This window comes from Mycobacterium sp. (assembly GCF_032161845.1).
In the GTDB taxonomy this organism is placed as follows: domain Bacteria; phylum Actinomycetota; class Actinomycetes; order Mycobacteriales; family Mycobacteriaceae; genus Mycobacterium.
Genome location: NZ_JAVRQA010000218.1, coordinates 1 through 18,142, shown reverse-complemented (window position 1 = coordinate 18,142; position 18,142 = coordinate 1). Strand labels below are relative to the sequence as shown.

Annotated in this window: 18 protein-coding genes; 11 read left to right on the top strand and 7 right to left on the bottom strand. The window is 67.1% G+C overall.

What is annotated here, in order from left to right; translation table 11 throughout:
* Nucleotides 1–908 (bottom strand): branched-chain amino acid aminotransferase (locus QOD90_RS12780; protein WP_526350182.1); only part of this gene is annotated, 908 nt, incomplete at its 3' end.
* Between the two features lie 22 nt (nt 909–930).
* Nucleotides 931–2,064, bottom strand: coding sequence for a glycine cleavage system aminomethyltransferase GcvT (gcvT, locus tag QOD90_RS12775; protein ID WP_526350180.1), 1,134 nt, complete (start codon nt 2,062–2,064; stop codon nt 931–933).
* A gap of 45 nt (nt 2,065–2,109) precedes the next feature.
* Between gcvT and QOD90_RS12770 the strand changes: the two genes are divergently transcribed.
* The gene (locus QOD90_RS12770) at nt 2,110–3,198 is read left to right on the top strand and encodes an adenylate/guanylate cyclase domain-containing protein (RefSeq protein WP_526350178.1); all 1,089 of its coding nucleotides are present in this window, start codon (nt 2,110–2,112) and stop codon (nt 3,196–3,198) included.
* A gap of 15 nt (nt 3,199–3,213) precedes the next feature.
* Nucleotides 3,214–4,728, top strand: a complete 1,515-nt coding sequence (locus QOD90_RS12765) for a leucyl aminopeptidase (protein WP_526350176.1) — start codon at nt 3,214–3,216, stop codon at nt 4,726–4,728.
* Nucleotides 4,729–4,743: 15 nt separating this feature from the next.
* Here the strand turns inward: QOD90_RS12765 and QOD90_RS12760 are convergent, their stop codons facing one another.
* Nucleotides 4,744–5,643 (bottom strand): LysR family transcriptional regulator, encoded by a 900-nt coding sequence (locus QOD90_RS12760; protein ID WP_526350174.1) that lies wholly within the window; start codon nt 5,641–5,643, stop codon nt 4,744–4,746.
* A 133-nt stretch (nt 5,644–5,776) separates the two neighbouring features.
* Between QOD90_RS12760 and QOD90_RS12755 the strand changes: the two genes are divergently transcribed.
* Together QOD90_RS12755 and QOD90_RS12750 are read left to right on the top strand one after the other, a co-directional pair.
* On the top strand, nt 5,777–6,532 hold the full coding sequence (locus QOD90_RS12755) for an SDR family NAD(P)-dependent oxidoreductase (RefSeq protein ID WP_526350172.1): 756 nt from the start codon (nt 5,777–5,779) through the stop codon (nt 6,530–6,532).
* A 37-nt stretch (nt 6,533–6,569) separates the two neighbouring features.
* Nucleotides 6,570–7,307, top strand: a complete 738-nt coding sequence (locus tag QOD90_RS12750; RefSeq protein WP_526350170.1) for an SDR family NAD(P)-dependent oxidoreductase — start codon at nt 6,570–6,572, stop codon at nt 7,305–7,307.
* A 4-nt stretch (nt 7,308–7,311) separates the two neighbouring features.
* Here the strand turns inward: QOD90_RS12750 and QOD90_RS12745 are convergent, their stop codons facing one another.
* Entirely contained in the window at nt 7,312–9,069 is a 1,758-nt protein-coding gene (locus tag QOD90_RS12745; RefSeq protein ID WP_526350168.1) for an SDR family oxidoreductase, read from the bottom strand.
* Nucleotides 9,070–9,161: 92 nt separating this feature from the next.
* On the bottom strand, nt 9,162–9,518 hold the full coding sequence (locus QOD90_RS12740) for an oxidoreductase (protein WP_526350166.1): 357 nt from the start codon (nt 9,516–9,518) through the stop codon (nt 9,162–9,164).
* A gap of 150 nt (nt 9,519–9,668) precedes the next feature.
* On the opposite strand from QOD90_RS12740, the gene sucB reads away from it, so the two are divergent.
* Genes sucB through QOD90_RS12715 form a run of 5 tightly spaced genes read left to right on the top strand, consistent with a single transcriptional unit; the run spans nt 9,669 to nt 14,814 of the window.
* Nucleotides 9,669–11,447, top strand: coding sequence for a 2-oxoglutarate dehydrogenase, E2 component, dihydrolipoamide succinyltransferase (gene sucB / locus QOD90_RS12735; RefSeq protein ID WP_526350164.1), 1,779 nt, complete (start codon nt 9,669–9,671; stop codon nt 11,445–11,447).
* Between the two features lie 33 nt (nt 11,448–11,480).
* Entirely contained in the window at nt 11,481–12,392 is a 912-nt protein-coding gene (locus QOD90_RS12730) for a TIGR01777 family oxidoreductase (RefSeq protein WP_526350184.1), read from the top strand.
* A 10-nt stretch (nt 12,393–12,402) separates the two neighbouring features.
* Nucleotides 12,403–13,083: a lipoyl(octanoyl) transferase LipB gene (gene lipB / locus QOD90_RS12725; RefSeq protein WP_526350162.1), complete on the top strand. Its 681-nt coding sequence runs from the start codon at nt 12,403–12,405 to the stop codon at nt 13,081–13,083.
* Complete coding sequence (gene lipA, locus QOD90_RS12720; protein ID WP_526350160.1) at nt 13,080–14,054, top strand: lipoyl synthase; 975 nt, start codon at nt 13,080–13,082, stop codon at nt 14,052–14,054. The genes lipB and lipA overlap by 4 nt, the downstream gene beginning before the upstream one ends.
* Nucleotides 14,055–14,058: 4 nt before the next feature.
* The gene (locus QOD90_RS12715) at nt 14,059–14,814 is read left to right on the top strand and encodes a DUF4191 family protein (RefSeq protein ID WP_526350158.1); all 756 of its coding nucleotides are present in this window, start codon (nt 14,059–14,061) and stop codon (nt 14,812–14,814) included.
* 12 nt (nt 14,815–14,826) lie between these two features.
* On the opposite strand, the gene QOD90_RS12710 is transcribed toward QOD90_RS12715, so the two are convergent.
* The gene (locus QOD90_RS12710) at nt 14,827–15,321 is read right to left on the bottom strand and encodes an RDD family protein (RefSeq protein WP_526350156.1); all 495 of its coding nucleotides are present in this window, start codon (nt 15,319–15,321) and stop codon (nt 14,827–14,829) included.
* 126 nt (nt 15,322–15,447) lie between these two features.
* Between QOD90_RS12710 and glnA the strand changes: the two genes are divergently transcribed.
* Both glnA and QOD90_RS12700 read left to right on the top strand, forming a co-directional pair.
* Nucleotides 15,448–16,884: a type I glutamate--ammonia ligase gene (glnA, locus tag QOD90_RS12705; protein WP_526350154.1), complete on the top strand. Its 1,437-nt coding sequence runs from the start codon at nt 15,448–15,450 to the stop codon at nt 16,882–16,884.
* A gap of 263 nt (nt 16,885–17,147) precedes the next feature.
* Nucleotides 17,148–17,561, top strand: coding sequence for a hemophore-related protein (locus tag QOD90_RS12700; protein ID WP_526350153.1), 414 nt, complete (start codon nt 17,148–17,150; stop codon nt 17,559–17,561).
* 382 nt (nt 17,562–17,943) lie between these two features.
* Here QOD90_RS12700 and QOD90_RS12695 read toward each other — a convergent pair.
* Nucleotides 17,944–18,142, bottom strand: a 199-nt coding sequence (locus QOD90_RS12695; RefSeq protein WP_526350151.1) for a hypothetical protein, incomplete at its 5' end; no start/stop codon positions are given.

Genomic DNA, 18,142 nt, shown 5'->3' with positions numbered 1-18,142 from the left:
GCGGCGGCCTTCTTCTGCCACTCGTCGACGTCGATCTTGCGTTCCTCGACGGAGTAGCCGGCATCGGTTGCCAACTGCAGCAGGGAGTCTCGCGTGATACCCGGTAGCAGGGAGCCGCTCAGTTCGGGCGTGACCAGACGGGCCGTGCCACCGCTGCCGAAGACGAAGAACAGGTTCATGCCACCCATTTCCTCGACGTAGCGGCGTTCGATCGCGTCGAGCCAGACGACCTGGTCGCACCCATTCTGGGCGGCCTCCGCCTGGGCGAGCAACGACGCGGCGTAGTTGCCGCCAAACTTCGCCGCGCCCGTGCCACCCGGGCTGGCCCGCACGTACTCCGTCGACAGCCACACCGACACAGGCTTGATGCCACCCTTGAAGTACGCCCCCGCCGGGGAACCGATCACCATGTACCGGTACTGGATGGCGGGACGCACTCCGAGACCGGGCTCGGTCGCGAAGATGAACGGACGCAGATACAGCGACTGCTCACCACCGGCGGCGGGCACCCAGTCGTGGTCGACGGCGATCAGCTGCCGCAGCGACTCCCCGAACACCTCTTCGGGCAGTTCGGGGATGGCCAGGCGGCGGGCCGAGGTCCGCAGCCGCGCAGCGTTGGCCTCCGGCCGGAACGACACGATGGAGCCGTCCACCCACCGGTACGCCTTGAGGCCTTCGAAGACCTCCTGGGCATAGTGCAGCACCACTGCGGACGGGTCGAGTTCGATCGGCCCGTAGGGAAGCACCGCCGCGTCGTGCCAGCCGCGGCCTGCGGTGTAATCGATCGACACCATGTGATCGGTGTGGAAGCGGCCGAATCCTGGGTCGGCCAGAATTCCGGCCCGTACCTCGTCGCTTGCCGGCTGCGCATTGCGGGCAAGCGTGAACTCGAGGGGGCCTTCAGTCATGTGGCGATTGTATAACCCATGACTATCGGGTTTTCGCGGCTACGAAGGGCGGTGCGACGACCTCGCATTCGAGCGCGCGTCCTCTCACGTCGACCGCGACGTGTTGGCCATCGGCGATGCCGGCGTCCGCGTCGATGAGGGCGAGGGCAATGCCGAGTTTCAATGTCGGAGAGAAGGTCCCCGAGGTCGTGACGCCCACCGGCCGGTCGCCGTCGAGCACCGTCATGTCGGCCCGGAGCACTCCGCGCCCCAGCGCCTTCAAGCCGCGGAGCAACCGTCGCGGACCTGTCTGCTTCTCCTGGAGCAACGCCTCGCGGCCCCAAAAGGCGTCCTTCTTCCACCCGATGGCCCAGCCGCACCTGGCTTGCAGCGGCGAGATGTCCAGCGACAGTTCGTGGCCGTGCAACGGATAACCCATTTCGGTACGCAGAGTGTCGCGGGCCCCGAGCCCGGCGGGCTCTCCCCCGGCCTCCTTGACCGCCTCGACCAGCGCGTCGAACACGACCGCGGCGCGATCCCACTCGGGGAGCAGTTCGTAGCCGTGCTCACCGGTGTAGCCGGTGCGGCACACGCGGACCTGAAATGATTCCCCGGTCGCTGCGCTCCTGCCCGCTGAAACGCCGCCGAAGTCCGCGTCCGCGTAGCCCATGTAGTCCATGTCCGTCGGCAGTCCCAGCGCACCGAGCACCTCGGCCGACTTGGGCCCCTGCACCGCAAGCACCGCGTAGGAACGGTGCTCGTCGGTGATGGTCAACCCGGTGGGCGCCTTTGCCTGCAGGGCTGCCACCACGGCAGCGGTGTTGGCGGCATTCGGCACCAGGAACACCTCGTCATCGGACACGTAGTAGGCGATCAGGTCGTCGATCACGCCACCAGAGTCATTGCAGCACAACGTGTATTGCGCCTTACCCGCTCCGATGCGGCGCAGATCGTTGGTCAGCGCCGCGTTGACGTACTCTGCGGCACCCGGCCCAACCACCAGGGCCTTGCCAAGGTGGCTGACGTCGAACAGGCCGACGGCGTTGCGGGTGGCGGTGTGCTCGCTGACCGTGCCCGCGTAGGACACCGGCATGAGCCAGCCCCCGAATTCGGCGAAGCTCGCCCCCAGCTCGCGGTGGCGGTCCTCCAACGGGCCCTGCAGCAGGTTGTCACTCACGCCGAACCACCCTAATCGGAGCGTTGACGCTGGCAGACTCGGGTGGTGGTCGATCTGGATGCACTGGAGGCGGCGGGTGTCGCCAACGCACGTGATCGGGCCGCGTTGATCGAGTACCTGAATGGCCTCGGATTCACCGCCGACGAGATGGTCGAGGCGGAGCGCCACGGGCGGTTGTTCGGCCTGGCCGGCGACGCGCTGCAGAGGTCAGGCCGTCCGACGTACAGCCTGCGGACCGCAGCCGACGCGCTCGGGGTACCACTCCCCGAGATCGTGGGTGCATGGTCGGCACTCGGCCTCACCGTCGCCAGCGCGGATGAACTCGCGCTCAGCGAGGCCGACGTCCAGGGCCTGACGACTTGGGTCGACATCAAGGCGTTGGTGGGAGACGACCGCGCGTTGGGCCTGCTGCGCGTCACTGGCGCGGCCCTCGAACGCCTCGCCGAAGCCCAGTTGGCTGCCGTCCGCGCCGCATCGACGGCAACCCAGCTCAACGAGACTCGCGACGAATTGGCGACGGCCAAGGCCTATCACGCCCTCGCGGAGTTCATCCCGCGCACGGCGGCGATGATCGACGCCGTGCTCCGCCACCACCTAGCGGGGGCCCGAACACATTTCGAGGGCGTCATCCGTGATTCGTCGGCGAGCGTGGTGTGTGGGATCGGCTTCGCCGACCTGTCCGGCTTCACCGCACTGACCCAGCTGCTCTCGCCGACCCAATTGGCGGACCTACTCAATGTGTTCAGTGGCGCCGTCAGCGATGTCGTGCACGCCGACGGCGGGCGTGTGGTCAAGTTCATCGGCGACGAGGTGATGTGGGTGACGTCGACGCCCGAACGGCTGGTGAAGGTGGCGGTCGACCTCGTCGAGCACCCGCGAGCACGCGAGGCCGGTCTCGGGGTACGCGCCGGCGTCGGCTACGGCTCGGTGCTGGCGATCGCCGGCGACTACTTCGGCAATCCAGTCAACCTTGCCGCCCGCCTGGTGGCGGCCGCGGCGCCAGGGCAAATTCTCGCATCGGCCGAGGTTCACGATGCGCTGCCGAATTGGCCGGCCGTCGTCCAGGATGCCTTGATGCTCAAGGGCTTCGACGCCCCGGTGACGGCCTATGAAATGAAGGTCGGAGGCCGATAGCTAGGGTTGACTCCCATGAGTCCTTCAGATCCCGGCTATCAGTCACCTGCGGTCACCGTCGCGGCCACGCTGCCCAAGCGCGGCATCGGCTCGGCGGTGCTGATCGTGCCCGTCGTCACCGGTGCCGACGACCAGGCGACCGTCGTGACCAACCCGTTCCTCGACGCCGAGGCGGTCGGCGAGATCGAGGTGGCCCTCAAGGCGCTCGGCGCCAAGGGCGGCAGCGATCAGACGACGCGGGTGGTGGCCCCATCGCTGCCCGTCGCGAGCGTGCTGGCGGTCGGACTCGGCAAGTCCCGCGACGAGTGGCCGAGCGACGTCATCCGCCGGGCGGCCGGGGTCGCGGCGCGATCGCTGAACGGCACCGAGAGCGTCGTCACCACGCTGTCGGAGCTCGACGTCGCGGCAGCGGTCGAGGGGCTGATCCTCGGCGCGTACCGCTTCAGTGATTTCCGCAGTGCCAAGACCGCGCCGAAGGAAGCCGGGCTGGCCAAGATCACGGTGCTGTCGACCGCGAAGGGCGCCAAGGCCGACGCGGTCCGGGGAACCAACGTCGCGACCGCGGTCGCGACGGCCCGCGATTTGATCAACACCCCGCCGAGCCATCTGTTTCCAGCTGAATTCGCCAAGCGCGCAAAGGCTCTCGGCGAATCGGTGGGCCTCGAGGTCGAGGTGCTCGACGAGAAGGCTCTCGAAAAGGCCGGCTACGGCGGCATCGTCGGCGTCGGCAAGGGTTCGTCGCGCCCGCCGCGGCTGGTCCGGCTGATCCACCGCGGCGCCAAGTCGAAGAAGGGCAAGAAGGTCGCCCTGGTCGGCAAGGGCATCACGTTCGACACCGGCGGCATCTCGATCAAACCCGCCGCCAACATGCATCAGATGACCTCGGACATGGGCGGCGCGGCCGCCGTCATCGCGACCGTCGTACTGGCCGCCAAGCAGGAGCTGCCGATCGACGTCATCGCCACGGTGCCGATGGCCGAGAACATGCCGTCGTCCACCGCGCAGCGGCCCGGCGACGTGCTCACCCAGTACGGCGGCATCACGGTGGAGGTGCTCAACACCGACGCCGAGGGACGGTTGATCCTGGCCGACGGCATCGTGCGGGCGTGCGAGGACGGGCCCGACTACCTGATCGAGACGTCGACGCTGACCGGCGCGCAGACGGTGGCGCTCGGCGGCCGGACCCCGGGGGTGATGGGCAACGACGAATTCCGGGACCGCGTCGCCACGCTGTCGCAGGCCGTCGGCGAGAACGCCTGGGCGATGCCACTGCCCGAGGAACTCAAGGACGACCTCAAGTCGACGGTCGCCGACCTCGCCAACGTCAGCGGCTCCCGCTACGCGGGCATGCTGGTCGCCGGCGTCTACCTTCGCGAGTTCGTCGCCGACGGCGTGCAGTGGGCGCACATCGACGTCGCGGGCCCGGCTTACAACACCGGCGGCCCATGGGGTTACACGGGTAAGGGCGGCACGGGGGTGCCTACGCGCACGATGTTCGCGGTGCTCGAGGACATCGCCGAGAACGGCTAGCCCCGGCGTGGCCGGTCACGCCGCGATCGGAACGAGGTGGGCCCGCGCGGCCCGAATGAAGTCAGCGACCAGCGGATTCGCCTCGCCGACCCGGGTGGCCACGACGACCATGCTGGCGGGGACGCCCTCGATCGGCACGGACACCAGGTCGGCGCGCAGCGAACTGCGCCGGTCGCCGGCGGGCAGGACCGCCACCGCCTGACCGCTCGCGACTAGTTCCAGCCTGTCCTCGAAACTCTCGACGATCGGGCCCGCCGACGTCGGCCCGGGATCGGCCTTCCGGTGGGCGTCCGTCGGGTAGATCGAGCGGGGCGCGCCATGCGAGCAGTACACGGTGTCCCCGGCCGCGAAGTCCGCCAGTGACACGGTCGCGCGACCGGCCAGGTGGTGGTCGGCGGGCATCACCAGCATCCGCGGCTCCTCGTAGAGCACGGTCATCCGCAGGTCGTCGGCCGGGTAGGGCATCGGCGCACGGGCGACCAGCACGTCCACCAAGCCCGCGGCGAAGACGGGTTCGTCGTGGCATTCGAGGTGGCGCGTGTTGATCGTCGCCTGCGGGTGGTGACGGCGTAGCTCACGGACGGCCGGGGTGATGACCAGATCCTCGACGTAGCCGATGACCACGTTTCCCGTCGGCGCGTAGGCGCGGGCGGTGAACGCTGCCCGACGGGCCGCCCGCAGTAGGGCGTGGGCCTCCGGAAGGAACGCCTTACCGGCCTCGGTGAGCAGGGTCCCCCGCGGTGTGCGGTCGAACAGTCGGACGCCCAGCCGGTCCTCCAAGCGCTGGATCTGGCGGCTCAGGGACGGCTGCGCCAGGTGCAGATCGGTGGCGGCCCTGCCGAAGTTCAGCTGCTCCGCCACGACGGTGAAGTACCGCACCAGCCTCAGCTCGAGGTCGGCCCCCAGATCGTTCACCAGCCACCGCTCATGGCTCGGTTCAACCCGCCCGACGGCCGGGGGTATTCCTGTCCCCGCCATTCCGTTTCGGCATGACGAGGTGCCGAACAGGTCTTGGACGCCCGTTCCAGCCTGCCGAAGACTTGACCCCATGAACGAAGACAGCGGTAGATACGACGGCAAGAACGTGGTGATCACCGGCGGCAGCAGTGGTCTCGGGCTCGCGACCGCCCGGCTCCTAGTGGACGAGGGCGCCCGGGTGTTGATCACGGGCCGGACGCCGGAGACCCTGCGGGACGCGGGCCGCCAACTCGGTGCGGGCGCGATCGCCGTCCTGAGCGACACCGCTTCGCTGCCTCAGATCGACGCGCTGGCCGATCGGGTGGAGGCCGAGTTGGGGGCGGTGGACGCCCTGGTGGTGAACGCGGGCATCGGCAGTTTCGACCCGTTCGCCGAGGTCACCGAGGACACCTTCGACGAGGTGTTCGCGATCAACACCAAGGGCCCGTTCTTCACCGTCCAGCGGTTGGCGCCGCTGCTCGCCGAGGGTGGCAGCGTCATCCTCAACACCTCGATCGCGAACCAGACGGGCTGGGACGCGCTCAGCGTGTACTCGGCCAGCAAGGCGGCGCTGCGTTCGATGGCCCGCACCCTCGGCCGGGAGCTGCTGCCGCGGAAGATCCGGGTGAACGCGATCAGCCCCGGCTCGATCGACACCGGCAAGCTCGAGAAGGAACTGCCTGCCGAACGCGCAGAGCAGCTGAAGGCCGAGTTCACCGCGACCAACCCGATGGGGCGCTGGGGTGATCCGGACGAGTTCGCCCGCGCGGTCGCGTTCCTGGCGTTCGATGCGACGTTCATGGTCGGCATCGAGCTGGTGATCGACGGCGGCTACTCCCAGCTCTGACGGTGACCTCATCGCCACACATGGATTGGAGACGAAGATGTACGACTTCAACGGCAAGCGCGCCGTCATCACCGGAGGCACCAGCGGCATCGGGCTCGCCACCGCCAAGGCACTGGTCGCCGGTGGGGCACGGGTCCTCGTCACCGGTCGCAGCCCGGCATCGCTGGAGGCGGCGCGAGCCGAACTCGGTCCTGCGGCGATCGTCGAACGAAGTGACGCCGTCACCGACGTCGACGTGCTCGCCGACCGTGCGGCCGCCGAGTTCGGCGGTGTCGACCTGCTCGTGCTCAACGCGGGCGCGGCGCTGACCGCTGCGGTCGAAGACACCACCGAGGCCCTCTACGACGAGCTCTTCGCCGTCAATACGAAGGCCCCCTTCTTCACACTGCAGAGATTCCTGCCGCTGATGCCGGCGGGCAGCGCGGTGGTGCTGGTGACCACGGTCAGCAACCGCAAGGGGATCGCGTCGACCAGCGTCTACTCGGCGACCAAGGCGGCACTGCGGTCGATGACGCGCACGTTCGCCCGCGAACTGATCGATCGGGGCATCCGCGTCAACGCCGTGTCCCCCGGCCCCATCGACACCGGCATCCTCGAACGATCGATGCCCGTCGAGACGGCACGGCAGTTCCTCGACCAGATGACTGCCGACAATCCGATGCATCGACTGGGCAAGCCCGAGGAAGTGGCGAAGGCGATCGTCTTCCTCGCCTTCGAGGCCACCTACACCACCGGCGCGGAACTGACCGTCGACGGCGGCGCCGCCCAGCTGTGAGCGACTACATCAACTTGGCACGCGCCGTACTGCGCAACGCTTGAGGTGCCACCCGCGACGTGCCGTAGAGCAGGTACGCCTCTGGGGCAACGGGGCGGATCGCCTTGCCCTTCGCGACCGACGACAGGATTGCCTTGGCCACCTTGTCGGGACCGTAGTGCCGCGCGGCGAACATCGCTTCGAGTTGCTTGCGGCGGCCCGCGACCTGACCTCCGCGGCCGGAGGGAGCATCGAAGCGCGTGGTGTGAACGATGTTCGTGTTGATGACGCCGGGGCAGATGGTCGTCAGCCCGATCCCGGCGGCGTCGAGCTCGGCCCGTAGGCAGTCGGAGAACATGTACACGGCGGCCTTGGACGTGCAGTAGGCGTTCATCGCCTGCAGCGGGGAGTAGGCGGCCATCGACGAGACGTTGACGACGTGGCCGCCGGTGCCCCGTTCGACGAGACGCTTGGCGAACGCCCGGCAGCCGTTGACCACACCGCCGAGGTTCACGTCGAGCACGCGGTCCCACTGCTCGGCGGGAGTGTCGAGGAACGATCCGGCGTGGCCGATCCCGGCGTTGTTCACCACGATGTCGGGGACGCCGTGCTCGGTGCAGACCCGGTCGGCGAACGCTTCGACGGCCTCGGCGTCGGAGACGTCGAGCACGTAGGGGTGGGCCACCCCGCCGCGGGCGGTGAGCAAGCCTGCCGTCTCCTTCAGTCCCGCTTCGTCGACGTCGCTGATCACGACTTCGGCGCCTTCGGCGGCGAACGCCAGCGCCGTCTCGCGGCCGATGCCGCTCCCCGCGCCGGTGATGGAAACCAAAGTGTCGCCGAAGGTTCCACGCGGCCTGCCAACCTGCGCGCGGAGCAGAGCACGGGCGGGTGTCGCGCCGTCGACGAACTCGGCCAGTTCGGTGACCGACGCGGCGACCACCTGGGGATGCGACATCGGCACCCAGTGACCCGCCTTCACGTCGCGCCGCCACAGCCGGGACGCCCACGTTTGGGTCTCGTCGTAGACGTAATGCCGAACGAAGGGATCGTCGGTGCCGACGATCAGCTGAACGGGCACGTCGACGTGGTGATCCTTGCGCGCGTCGACGAACGACCGGAAGTAGTTGGCGCGGTAGACCTTCATGCTGTTGACGGCGTCACCGACGAGGTTGGCGGAGTGGTGAATCCGATTGGGCGGGATGCCATCTCGGCGGAGGATGCGTGTGATCAGCCCCGCACGGAACGTCACGCGGACGACGGCGGGGGCCACCACCGGTACCGAGTTGCCACCCATGTACGTCAATCGCAGCAGCTGCCCGAGAGCCCGCCCGAACCGCATCGGCCGATAGGGCCGCTTGAGGCCTTCCATCACGAAGCGGTTGAGGTGGTCGGCGCTCGGGCCCGAGATCGACGTGAACGAAGCGACCCTGTCACCGGCCGCCGGCCGCGACAGGTACTCCCAGACGCCGACCGAACCCCAGTCGTGCGCCAGCACGTGAACGGGCGAGCCCGGGCTCACCTCGCGGATGACGGCATCGAAGTCGTCCGCGTACCGGGCCATAGTGTACGACGAATAATGTTTGGGCACAGTCGATTTGCCGACACCACGATTGTCGTAGCGGATGATCCGGTAGCGGTCCTCGAGCAGCGGAACCACGCCGTCCCACACCACGTGCGAATCGGGCCAGCCGTGCACCATCACGATGGTCGGCCCATCGGGGTTGCCCTCTTCGTACACACCGATGCGCACGCCATCGGCGCCGTCGATGATTCGCTCCGACATCGAACCTCCCGAAATTTACCGTAACGGTAAGTACCTCATACCGGCGGTACCGGCTTGCTCGACCCTGCCGTTCGTGGCCACGGGTGTCAAGATCAGCCTTCTTCGAGTTCTCGCCTGCGCGCGCGGTCGCGTTCGATGCGCCGACGCGCGTCGTAGTCACGCATCCGCTGCGGATAGCCGATCTTCTGCACGTCATAGACGGGAATGTCGAGCTTGTCGCTGAGCCGCCGGGCGCCCTTGTCGCCCCCGGCACGGCGTCGGGTCCACTCGCCGTCCGAGGCGACGAGCACCACGGTGACCTCGGTGACGGTCGTCTTCGGCTCCACGAAGGCCTCGACGCCGTGGTGCTCGGCCACCCATTGGCGGAGGTATTTCAGATCGGTGGCGGGGTCACGTCCGTCGGAAGCGCGCTTGGAACCGCGACGGCGAAATGTGTCGAACAGTCCCAACTGGACCTCACTCCCTTCGATCTCCCGCCTTCAATGGTGCCAGAGGACCAAGTCGACAGGTCTGCGACGACCAGAGCGTGGTGACGTGACAGGATGGGGACCGAGCATTTTCGACCCGTTCCGAGCGACCGTTCGAGGAGTCAAAAGCACATGGCCACCACCGTCCAGATGCCCGCACTTGGTGAGAGCGTCACCGAGGGGACCGTCACGCGATGGCTGAAACAAGAAGGCGACACCGTCGAGGTCGACGAACCCTTGCTGGAGGTCTCCACCGACAAGGTTGACACCGAGATCCCCTCGCCCGTTGCAGGCGTGCTGACCAAGATCATCGCCAACGAGGACGACACCGTCGAGGTCGGTGGTGACCTTGGCACGATTGGTGACGCTGACGAGGGTGGCGACGAGAGCGCTCCCGCTGCCGAAGAGAAGGCCGACCCCGAACCAGAGCCCGAGCCAGAACCAGAACCAGAGCCCGAACCAGAGCCGGAGCCGGAACCAGAAGCCGAGGCCAAGGAAGAGCCGGCCGCACCGTCGAGTGGCGGTGGCGGAGAGTCGACGTCGGTCGTCATGCCCGAACTGGGTGAGTCCGTTACCGAAGGCACCGTCACGCGATGGCTCAAGAAGGTGGGCGACAGCGTCGAGGTCGACGAGCCACTGGTCGAGGTATCCACCGACAAGGTCGACACCGAGATCCCCTCTCCGGTCGCGGGCACGCTGCTGTCGATCACCGCCGAGGAGGACGACACCGTCGCCGTCGGTGGCGAGCTGGCCAAGATCGGCGCCGAGGGCGCCGCGCCGAAGGCCCAGGAGCCGGAGCCAAAGCCCGAACCAAAGCCGGAGCCGAAACCCGAGCCGAAGGCCGAGGAGCCAAAGGCCGAGGAGCCAAAGCCGGAACCCAAGCCCGAACCGAAGCCCGAACCAAAGCCGGAACCCAAGCCCGAACCAAAGGCCGAGCCGGCGCCTGCTGCCGAGGCACCTGCGACGGACGGCAGCCCGTACGTGACGCCACTGGTCCGAAAGTTGGCCGGAGAGAACGGCGTCGACCTGGGCTCGGTCAAGGGCACCGGGGTCGGCGGACGAATCCGCAAGCAGGACGTGCTCGCCGCGGCAGAGGCCAAGAAGGCACCCGCGCCGTCGACCCCAGCTCCTGCCGCGGCCCAGGCCCCCGCCGCGAAGGCACCCACTCCCGCGCCCGCGCTGGCCCACCTGCGCGGCACCACGCAGAAGGCCAACCGCATTCGGCAGATCACTGCCAAGAAGACGCGTGAATCCCTGCAGACGACAGCACAATTGACGCAAACCCATGAGGTCGACCTGACCAAGATCGTGGCGTTGCGCGCCCGCGCCAAGGCGACCTTCAAGGAGCGCGAGGGCGTCAACCTCACGTTCCTGCCGTTCTTCGCCGTCGCAGCGATCGACGCCCTCAAGGCCCACCCGAACGTGAACGCCAGCTACAACGAGGACTCCAAGGAGATCACCTACTACGACGCCGAGCACCTCGGTTTCGCCGTCGACACCGAGCAGGGTCTGCTGTCCCCCGTCGTGCACAACGCCGGTGATCTGTCGCTGGGCGGCCTCGCGCGGGCGATCGCCGACATCGCCGCTCGCGCCAGGTCGGGCAACCTCAAGCCCGACGAGTTGTCCGGTGGCACGTTCACCATCACCAACATCGGCAGCCAAGGCGCCCTCTTCGACACCCCGATCCTGGTGCCGCCGCAGGCCGCGATGCTGGGCACCGGCGCGATCGTCAAGCGCCCACGCGTCGTGGTCGACGAGAACGGCAACGAGTCGATCGGCGTGCGGTCGGTGTGTTATCTACCTCTGACGTACGACCACCGACTCGTCGATGGCGCGGACGCCGGACGCTTCCTGACGACCATCAAACGGCGCCTCGAAGAAGGAGCGTTCGAGGCCGACCTCGGGCTGTAGACCCTCGTGGCGAACGGAACTGGGCCGCCGGCCATGCCGAGCAATGCCGTGATCGCGATTGCCGGATCTTCCGGGCTGATCGGTTCGGCACTGACGACCGCACTGCGGGCCGCAGACCATCGCGTGCTGCGACTGGTGCGACGTGCGCCGTCGGGCGCCGACGAGATCTTCTGGAACCCGGACACCGGTGAGTTCGACGCGAGTGCACTGCGCGGCGCCGACGCGGTCGTCAACCTCTGCGGCGTCAACGTCGGCGCCAAACGTTGGTCGGGAGCGTTCAAGCAGAGCCTGCGGGACAGCCGGATCGGTCCCACCGAGGTGTTGTCCAGGGCGGTCGTCGAGTCCGGTGTACCGGTGCTGATCAACTCGAGCGCGGTGGGCTACTACGGGGACGCGCGTGACCGCGTGCTCGACGAGTCGGCACCGGCCGGCCACGGATTTCTCGCCGGGTTGTGCGAGGACTGGGAAGCCGCCACCGAATCCGCCAGCGCCGCCGGCGTGCGGGTAGTGCTGATGCGCACCGGTCTGGTGCTGTCACCGTCCGGCGGCATGCTTGCTCGGCTCAAGCCGATCTTCTCGCTCGGACTCGGCGCCCGACTGGGGAACGGTCGCCAGTACCTACCCTGGATCAGCCTCGAGGACGAGGTCCGCGCGCTGCTGTTCGCGATCGGACACGATGACCTCGCCGGGCCGATCAACGGGACCGGACCGGCGCCGGTGACCAACGCCGAGTTCACCGCCGCGCTCGGCAGGGCGGTCAACAGGCCGACGCCGCTGCTCGTCCCAGGGTTCGCGTTGCGCGCCTTGCTCGGCGAGTTTGCGGACGAGGGACTGCTTGGTGGGCAGCGCGCGATACCCGCGGGCCTCGAGCGAGCCGGATTCGAGTTCCACCACAACACCATCGGCGAAGCGATGGCCTACGTCGCCGCGCCCAAGGGCGCGTAGCGTCGACGCCATGGCGGCAGCATCCGTCCGATCCGCGGACACCGAGATCGACGTCCGGCGCCTCGGCTCCGTCGACTACCTCAGCGCCTGGCAAATGCAGCGGGACCTTGCCGACGTCCGGGTGGCAGGCGGACCCGACACCCTGCTGCTGCTCGAACATCCCGCGGTCTTCACGGCGGGCAAGCGCACCGAGGCCCACGAGCGGCCGGTCTCGTCGACCACGCCCGTCGTCGACACGGATCGCGGCGGCAAGATCACCTGGCACGGTCCCGGCCAGTTGGTCGGCTACCCCATCATCGGCCTGACCCAACCGCTGGACGTGGTGAAGTTCGTTCGCCGCCTTGAGGATTCACTGATCGCGGTATGCGCCGGCCTCGGCCTCGCCACCGGACGCGTCGAGGGTCGGTCCGGAGTTTGGGTGCCCGCCGACGCCACCCGACCGGCTCGCAAGATCGCCGCCATCGGCATCAGGGTCGCGCGGGGAACCACGCTGCACGGATTCGCCATCAACTGTGACTGTGATCTCTCGGCTTACACCTCGATCGTGCCGTGCGGCATCTCCGATGCAGGTGTGACGTCTCTGACCGCCGAACTCGGCCGCCGAATTACCGTCGACGACGTGACCGACGCCGTTGCCATAGCCGTCCGAGACGCACTCGACGGTCGACCGGCGCTAGCATTGACAGAGTGAGCGTCGAGCCTTCCGAGATCGCCGGCCTGCCTGTTTCGTCCAGCGGGCGCAGGCTGTTGCGCCTCGAGGTCCGCAACGCCGAAACCCCCATCGAGCGCAAGCCCCCGTGGATCAAGACCAAGCTGAAGATGGGCCCGGAGTACAAGGAACTCAAGGCCCTGGTGAAGCGCGAGGGTCTGCATACCGTTTGTGAAGAGGCGGGCTGCCCGAACATCTACGAGTGCTGGGAAGACCGCGAGGCGACCTTCCTCATCGGCGGCGAGCAGTGCACCCGGCGCTGTGACTTCTGCCAGATCGACACCGGTAAGCCCTCGGAGCTGGACCGCGACGAGCCTCGCCGGGTCGCAGAGAGTGTGCAGGCGATGGGCCTGCGGTACTCGACGGTCACGGGGGTGGCCCGCGACGATCTGCCCGACGGCGGGGCGTGGCTCTACGCCGAAACGGTGCGTCAGATCAAGGCGCTGAACCCGAACACCGGTGTCGAGCTGCTGATCCCGGACTTCAATGCCATCCCCGAACAACTCGAGACCGTCTTCGAGACGCGTCCAGAAGTGTTGGCGCACAACGTCGAGACCGTGCCGCGGATCTTCAAGCGAATCCGTCCGGCGTTCAGGTACGAACGCAGCTTGGCCGTCATCACCGCGGCCCGCGCCTACGGCCTGGTGACCAAGAGCAACCTGATCCTCGGCATGGGTGAGACTCCCGAGGAGGTGCGGACCGCCCTGGTCGATTTGCAAGAGGCGGGCTGCGACATCATCACGATCACCCAGTATCTGCGGCCGACGATCCGCCATCATCCAGTGGAACGGTGGGTCACCCCGGAGGAGTTCGTCGAGCACTCGAAGTTCGCGCAAACGCTCGGGTTCGCGGGCGTCCTGGCAGGCCCGCTGGTGCGATCCTCCTACCGGGCGGGCAAGTTGTACGCCCAGGCAGCGCAGCTGCGGACGAATAACAGCCCACCCGTATCCTGATCCGATGGCTAAGACTCCCAAGACCGGTGCCGACAAGGCTGCGAAGGCCGAGGCAAAGGCCGCGCGCAAGGCCGCGTCCAAGGAGCGCCGGAGTCAGCTCTGGCAGGCGTTCCAGATCCAGCGCAAGGAGGACACCCGGCTCCTGCCGTACATGATCGGCGCGTTCGTGCTGATCGTGGCGGTAGCCGTGGCCGTCGGCGTCTTCAGTGGCAGCACGTTCACTGCTATCACGCTGATTCCGCTCGGCGTGGTCCTTGGCGCCTTGGTGGCGTTCATCATCTTCGGCCGCCGTGCGCAGAAGTCGGTCTACCGCAAGGCCGAGGGGCAGACCGGTGCGGCCGCCTGGGCGTTGGACAATCTGCGCGGCAAGTGGCGGGTCACCCCTGGTGTCGCGGCGACCGGGCACTTCGATGCGGTGCACCGCGTGATCGGCAGGCCCGGCGTGATCTTCGTCGGCGAGGGGTCGGCCGCGCGGGTCAAGCCGCTGCTGGCGCATGAGAAGAAGCGGACCGCCCGACTGATCGGCGATATCCCCATCTACGACGTCGTGGTGGGCAACGAGGAGGGTGAGGTGCCCTTGTCCAAGCTCGAGCGCCACCTGACCAAGTTGCCCGCCAACATCACGGCCAAGCAGATGGATGCGCTGGAGTCTCGCCTTGCGGCACTGGGCTCGCGCATGGGGCCGGCCGCGATGCCGAAGGGGCCGATCCCCGGGGGCGCCAAGATGCGCGGCGTCCAGCGCACGGTGCGCAGGAAGTAGTCCCGACAGTCCTCAGCGCCGCACGATGGCCGTCCCGGTTAGGCGGTCCTGAAAGCCGCGACCGTCACCGTCGGTGAACAGCGCGGGCACCACGAAGGCGATCAGCAGGCCGCGGCACAGCGCACGGCCTAAACCGACGTGCATCCGATGGTCCACGGATGCCACCCGCAAGCCCAAGGCGTATTGGCCGGGCGTGAAACCGAACAGACGTACCGCCAACACCCCGAGCACCAGCCAGACGCCCATCACTGCGGTGGATCCGATCTGCGATCCCAAGAACCGCTCGGAGCTGACGAGGCCGAAGGTGACGGCCAGGCTGGCGAGTCCGTAGGCGATGAACCAGTCGAGGACCAGCGCCACGACGCGTCGGCCCACACCCACCAGCGAGCCGGCGCCCCCCTGCGGCAGACCGAGGCGTTGGCCTGGAAAGTCGTTGGGTCCCTGGGTGGCATCGCCGGCTTCGGACGGCGGCGGACCGGACAGCCAGGAACCGAAGGTGCGGGCCATGAAAACCAGCATAGGGTGGACTCTCGGCGTGACCGCGTAACGTCCGCGCAACATGCCTTTGACCGCCGCGCAATATGGTGTCCCTAGCGTCGAACGGCGGGTTACCAGTCAAAAGGAGAATTCTCAGTGGCAGAAAAGACTGCAGACGACATCTTCAAGCTGATCAAGGACGAAAATGTCGAGTACGTCGACATTCGGTTCTGCGATCTGCCCGGTGTCGTCCAGCACTTCTCGATCCCGGCCTCGGCTTTCGACGAGAGCGTCTTCGAGGACGGCCTGGCATTCGACGGTTCGTCGGTGCGCGGGTTCCAGTCCATCCACGAATCCGACATGATGCTGCTGCCGGATCCCGAGACCGCGCGCATCGATCCGTTCCGCAAGGCCAAGACGCTGAACCTGCAGTTCTTCGTGCACGACCCGTTCACCCGCGAGGCGTACTCGCGTGACCCGCGCAACGTGGCGCGCAAGGCCGAGAACTACCTCGCCAGCACGGGCATCGCCGATACCTGCTACTTCGGCGCTGAGGCCGAGTTCTACATCTTCGACTCGGTCACCTTCGACTCGAAGATCAACGGCACCTCCTACGAGGTCGACTCCGAGTCGGGCTGGTGGAACACCGGTGAGCCGTACGAAGCCGACGGCAGCCCCAACCTTGGGTACAAGGTCCGTCAGAAGGGTGGCTACTTTCCGGTCGCACCGTACGACCACTACGTCGACCTGCGCGACGAGATCGCCACCAACCTGCAGAACGCCGGCTTCACCCTCGAGCGCGGTCACCACGAGGTCGGAACCGCGGGACAGGCCGAGATCAACTACAAGTTCGACACCCTGCTGGCGGCCGCCGACGACGTGCTGCTGTTCAAGTACATCGTCAAGAACACCGCGTGGAAGAACGGCAAGACCGTGACCTTCATGCCCAAGCCACTGTTCGGTGACAACGGCTCCGGCATGCACGCCCACCAGTCGCTGTGGAAGGACGGCAAGCCGCTGTTCCACGACGAGTCGGGCTATGCCGGGCTGTCCGATCTGGCCCGGCACTACATCGGCGGCATCCTGCACCACGCACCGTCACTGTTGGCGTTCACCAATCCGACGGTCAACTCGTACAAGCGGCTTGTGCCGGGCTACGAGGCGCCGATCAACCTGGTGTACAGCCAGCGCAACCGGTCGGCGTGCGTCCGCATCCCGATCACCGGCAACAACCCCAAGGCCAAGCGGCTCGAGTTCCGTTGCCCCGACAGCTCGGGCAACCCGTACCTCGCGTTCGCGGCAATGCTGATGGCAGGCATCGACGGCATCAAGAAGAAGATCGAGCCATTGGCTCCGGTCGACAAGGACCTCTACGAGCTTCCGCCGGACGAGGCCGCCAACATTCCGCAGGCCCCGACGTCGCTGTCGGCGGTGATCGACCGTCTCGAGGAGGATCACGAATACCTCACCGAGGGTGGCGTGTTCACCGAGGATCTGATCGATACCTGGATCTCCTACAAGCGGGAGAACGAGATCATGCCGATCCAGATCCGGCCGCACCCGTACGAGTTCGCGCTCTACTACGACGTGTAAGTCGTTGAGCGCTCATCCGCTCGGCGTTCGCGATCGCGAAACGCCGAGCGGATGCTTCGTGTGCTGTCAATGATCTGGATCGGTTCGCCAAGCTCGGCCAGATATTCATCGCCGGTGGCCACTGACGAGCGGCGCCATTTGGTGGTGCGGCGCCAGTCGTTCCTTTCCGCGGGGCCAGCCAGCTAAGCCAAGGCCGCCGCGCGTCGGTTTCGTCGGTCGTTAAGCTAGCCATGTTCGGGGTCAGCGCGCACCAAAGGGGAAAGATGATCAAGAGTTTGTCGGTAACCGTGACCGCCGCACGAGGTGGAATTTCCGGGGTGCTTGCTGCCGGAGCGATTGGGGTACTGAGCGCAGCGACGATCGCGCTGCCATCGGCGTCCGCGGACTCCCTGTGCACCGCGGCGGGACTGAGCAGCGCCTTGGGCCCCGTGGCCACGGCGACAGGCGATTACCTCGCCGCCCATCCTGACGCAAATGACGCGGTCACCTCTGCGGGTTCGCTACCTCCGCAGGAAGGTGAGAAGTCGATCAAAATATACTTCGCCACGCACCCGCAACAGTGGATCGAATTGAAAGCCATTGCGCTGCCATTGGCGAACTTGCGGCAGCAGTGCCCGTCGCAAGCGGTAGGGCCACCGCCCGACCTCGGGAAGCTGTTCGACGCGATGGCCTCGTAGGTCGTTACTCATCTTCGACTCAAGTGGAGAACGAGATGACCCACTACCACGATGCATAGGTCGGCTAACTTGCGACATATAGGTCGGCTAACCCTCTGACCAGCAATGACGCCTACCGTTAGCTAGCCTTTGCAGTAGTCATTACCAGCCCATTCGCTCGGCAACGACAAACCAAACTGCCGAGCGGGTGGGCTGGTTTGCGTGTGGCCCCCCGGATCGAATAGTCGGGCTGTTCAGCAAACTGGGAACTTTGCGCCGAATTGGTGACAAGATACGATCTCGGCACTAGGCGTTGACGTCGGGGTAACACCGAAAATCGTCGACGTCACATTCACGGCTCGTAGGACGCAAAAGCCCCAGGGGGAAAAATGGGTTTCGCACATCACATCGGCCGGGTGGGGGCGTTGGCGGTTGCCTTAGGCATCGGGTCGGCGATCTCCCTTTCTAGTTCGGTGGGAGTGGCGTGGGCGACGCCTGCTTCAGATGCGTCGAACACGTCGGGCTCGACCTCGACGGCGTCGGGCTCGGTGGCCGGGGCCACTGGCACGACACCGTCGAGTTCGGTGGCCGGGGCCACTGGC

Bases quoted from the DNA above. Each gene is read 5' to 3' on its own strand.
- QOD90_RS12715 (WP_526350158.1), top strand. From the start codon at position 14,059: ATGGCTAAGACTCCCAAGACCGGTGCCGACAAGGCTGCGAAGGCCGAG.
- sucB (WP_526350164.1), top strand. From the start codon at position 9,669: ATGGCCACCACCGTCCAGATGCCCGCACTTGGTGAGAGCGTCACCGAG.
- lipB (WP_526350162.1), top strand. From the start codon at position 12,403: ATGGCGGCAGCATCCGTCCGATCCGCGGACACCGAGATCGACGTCCGG.
- QOD90_RS12765 (WP_526350176.1), top strand. From the start codon at position 3,214: ATGAGTCCTTCAGATCCCGGCTATCAGTCACCTGCGGTCACCGTCGCG.
- QOD90_RS12755 (WP_526350172.1), top strand. From the start codon at position 5,777: ATGAACGAAGACAGCGGTAGATACGACGGCAAGAACGTGGTGATCACC.
- QOD90_RS12730 (WP_526350184.1), top strand. From the start codon at position 11,481: ATGCCGAGCAATGCCGTGATCGCGATTGCCGGATCTTCCGGGCTGATC.
- QOD90_RS12745 (WP_526350168.1), bottom strand. From the start codon at position 9,069: ATGTCGGAGCGAATCATCGACGGCGCCGATGGCGTGCGCATCGGTGTG.
- QOD90_RS12750 (WP_526350170.1), top strand. From the start codon at position 6,570: ATGTACGACTTCAACGGCAAGCGCGCCGTCATCACCGGAGGCACCAGC.
- QOD90_RS12710 (WP_526350156.1), bottom strand. From the start codon at position 15,321: ATGGCCCGCACCTTCGGTTCCTGGCTGTCCGGTCCGCCGCCGTCCGAA.
- QOD90_RS12700 (WP_526350153.1), top strand. From the start codon at position 17,148: ATGATCAAGAGTTTGTCGGTAACCGTGACCGCCGCACGAGGTGGAATT.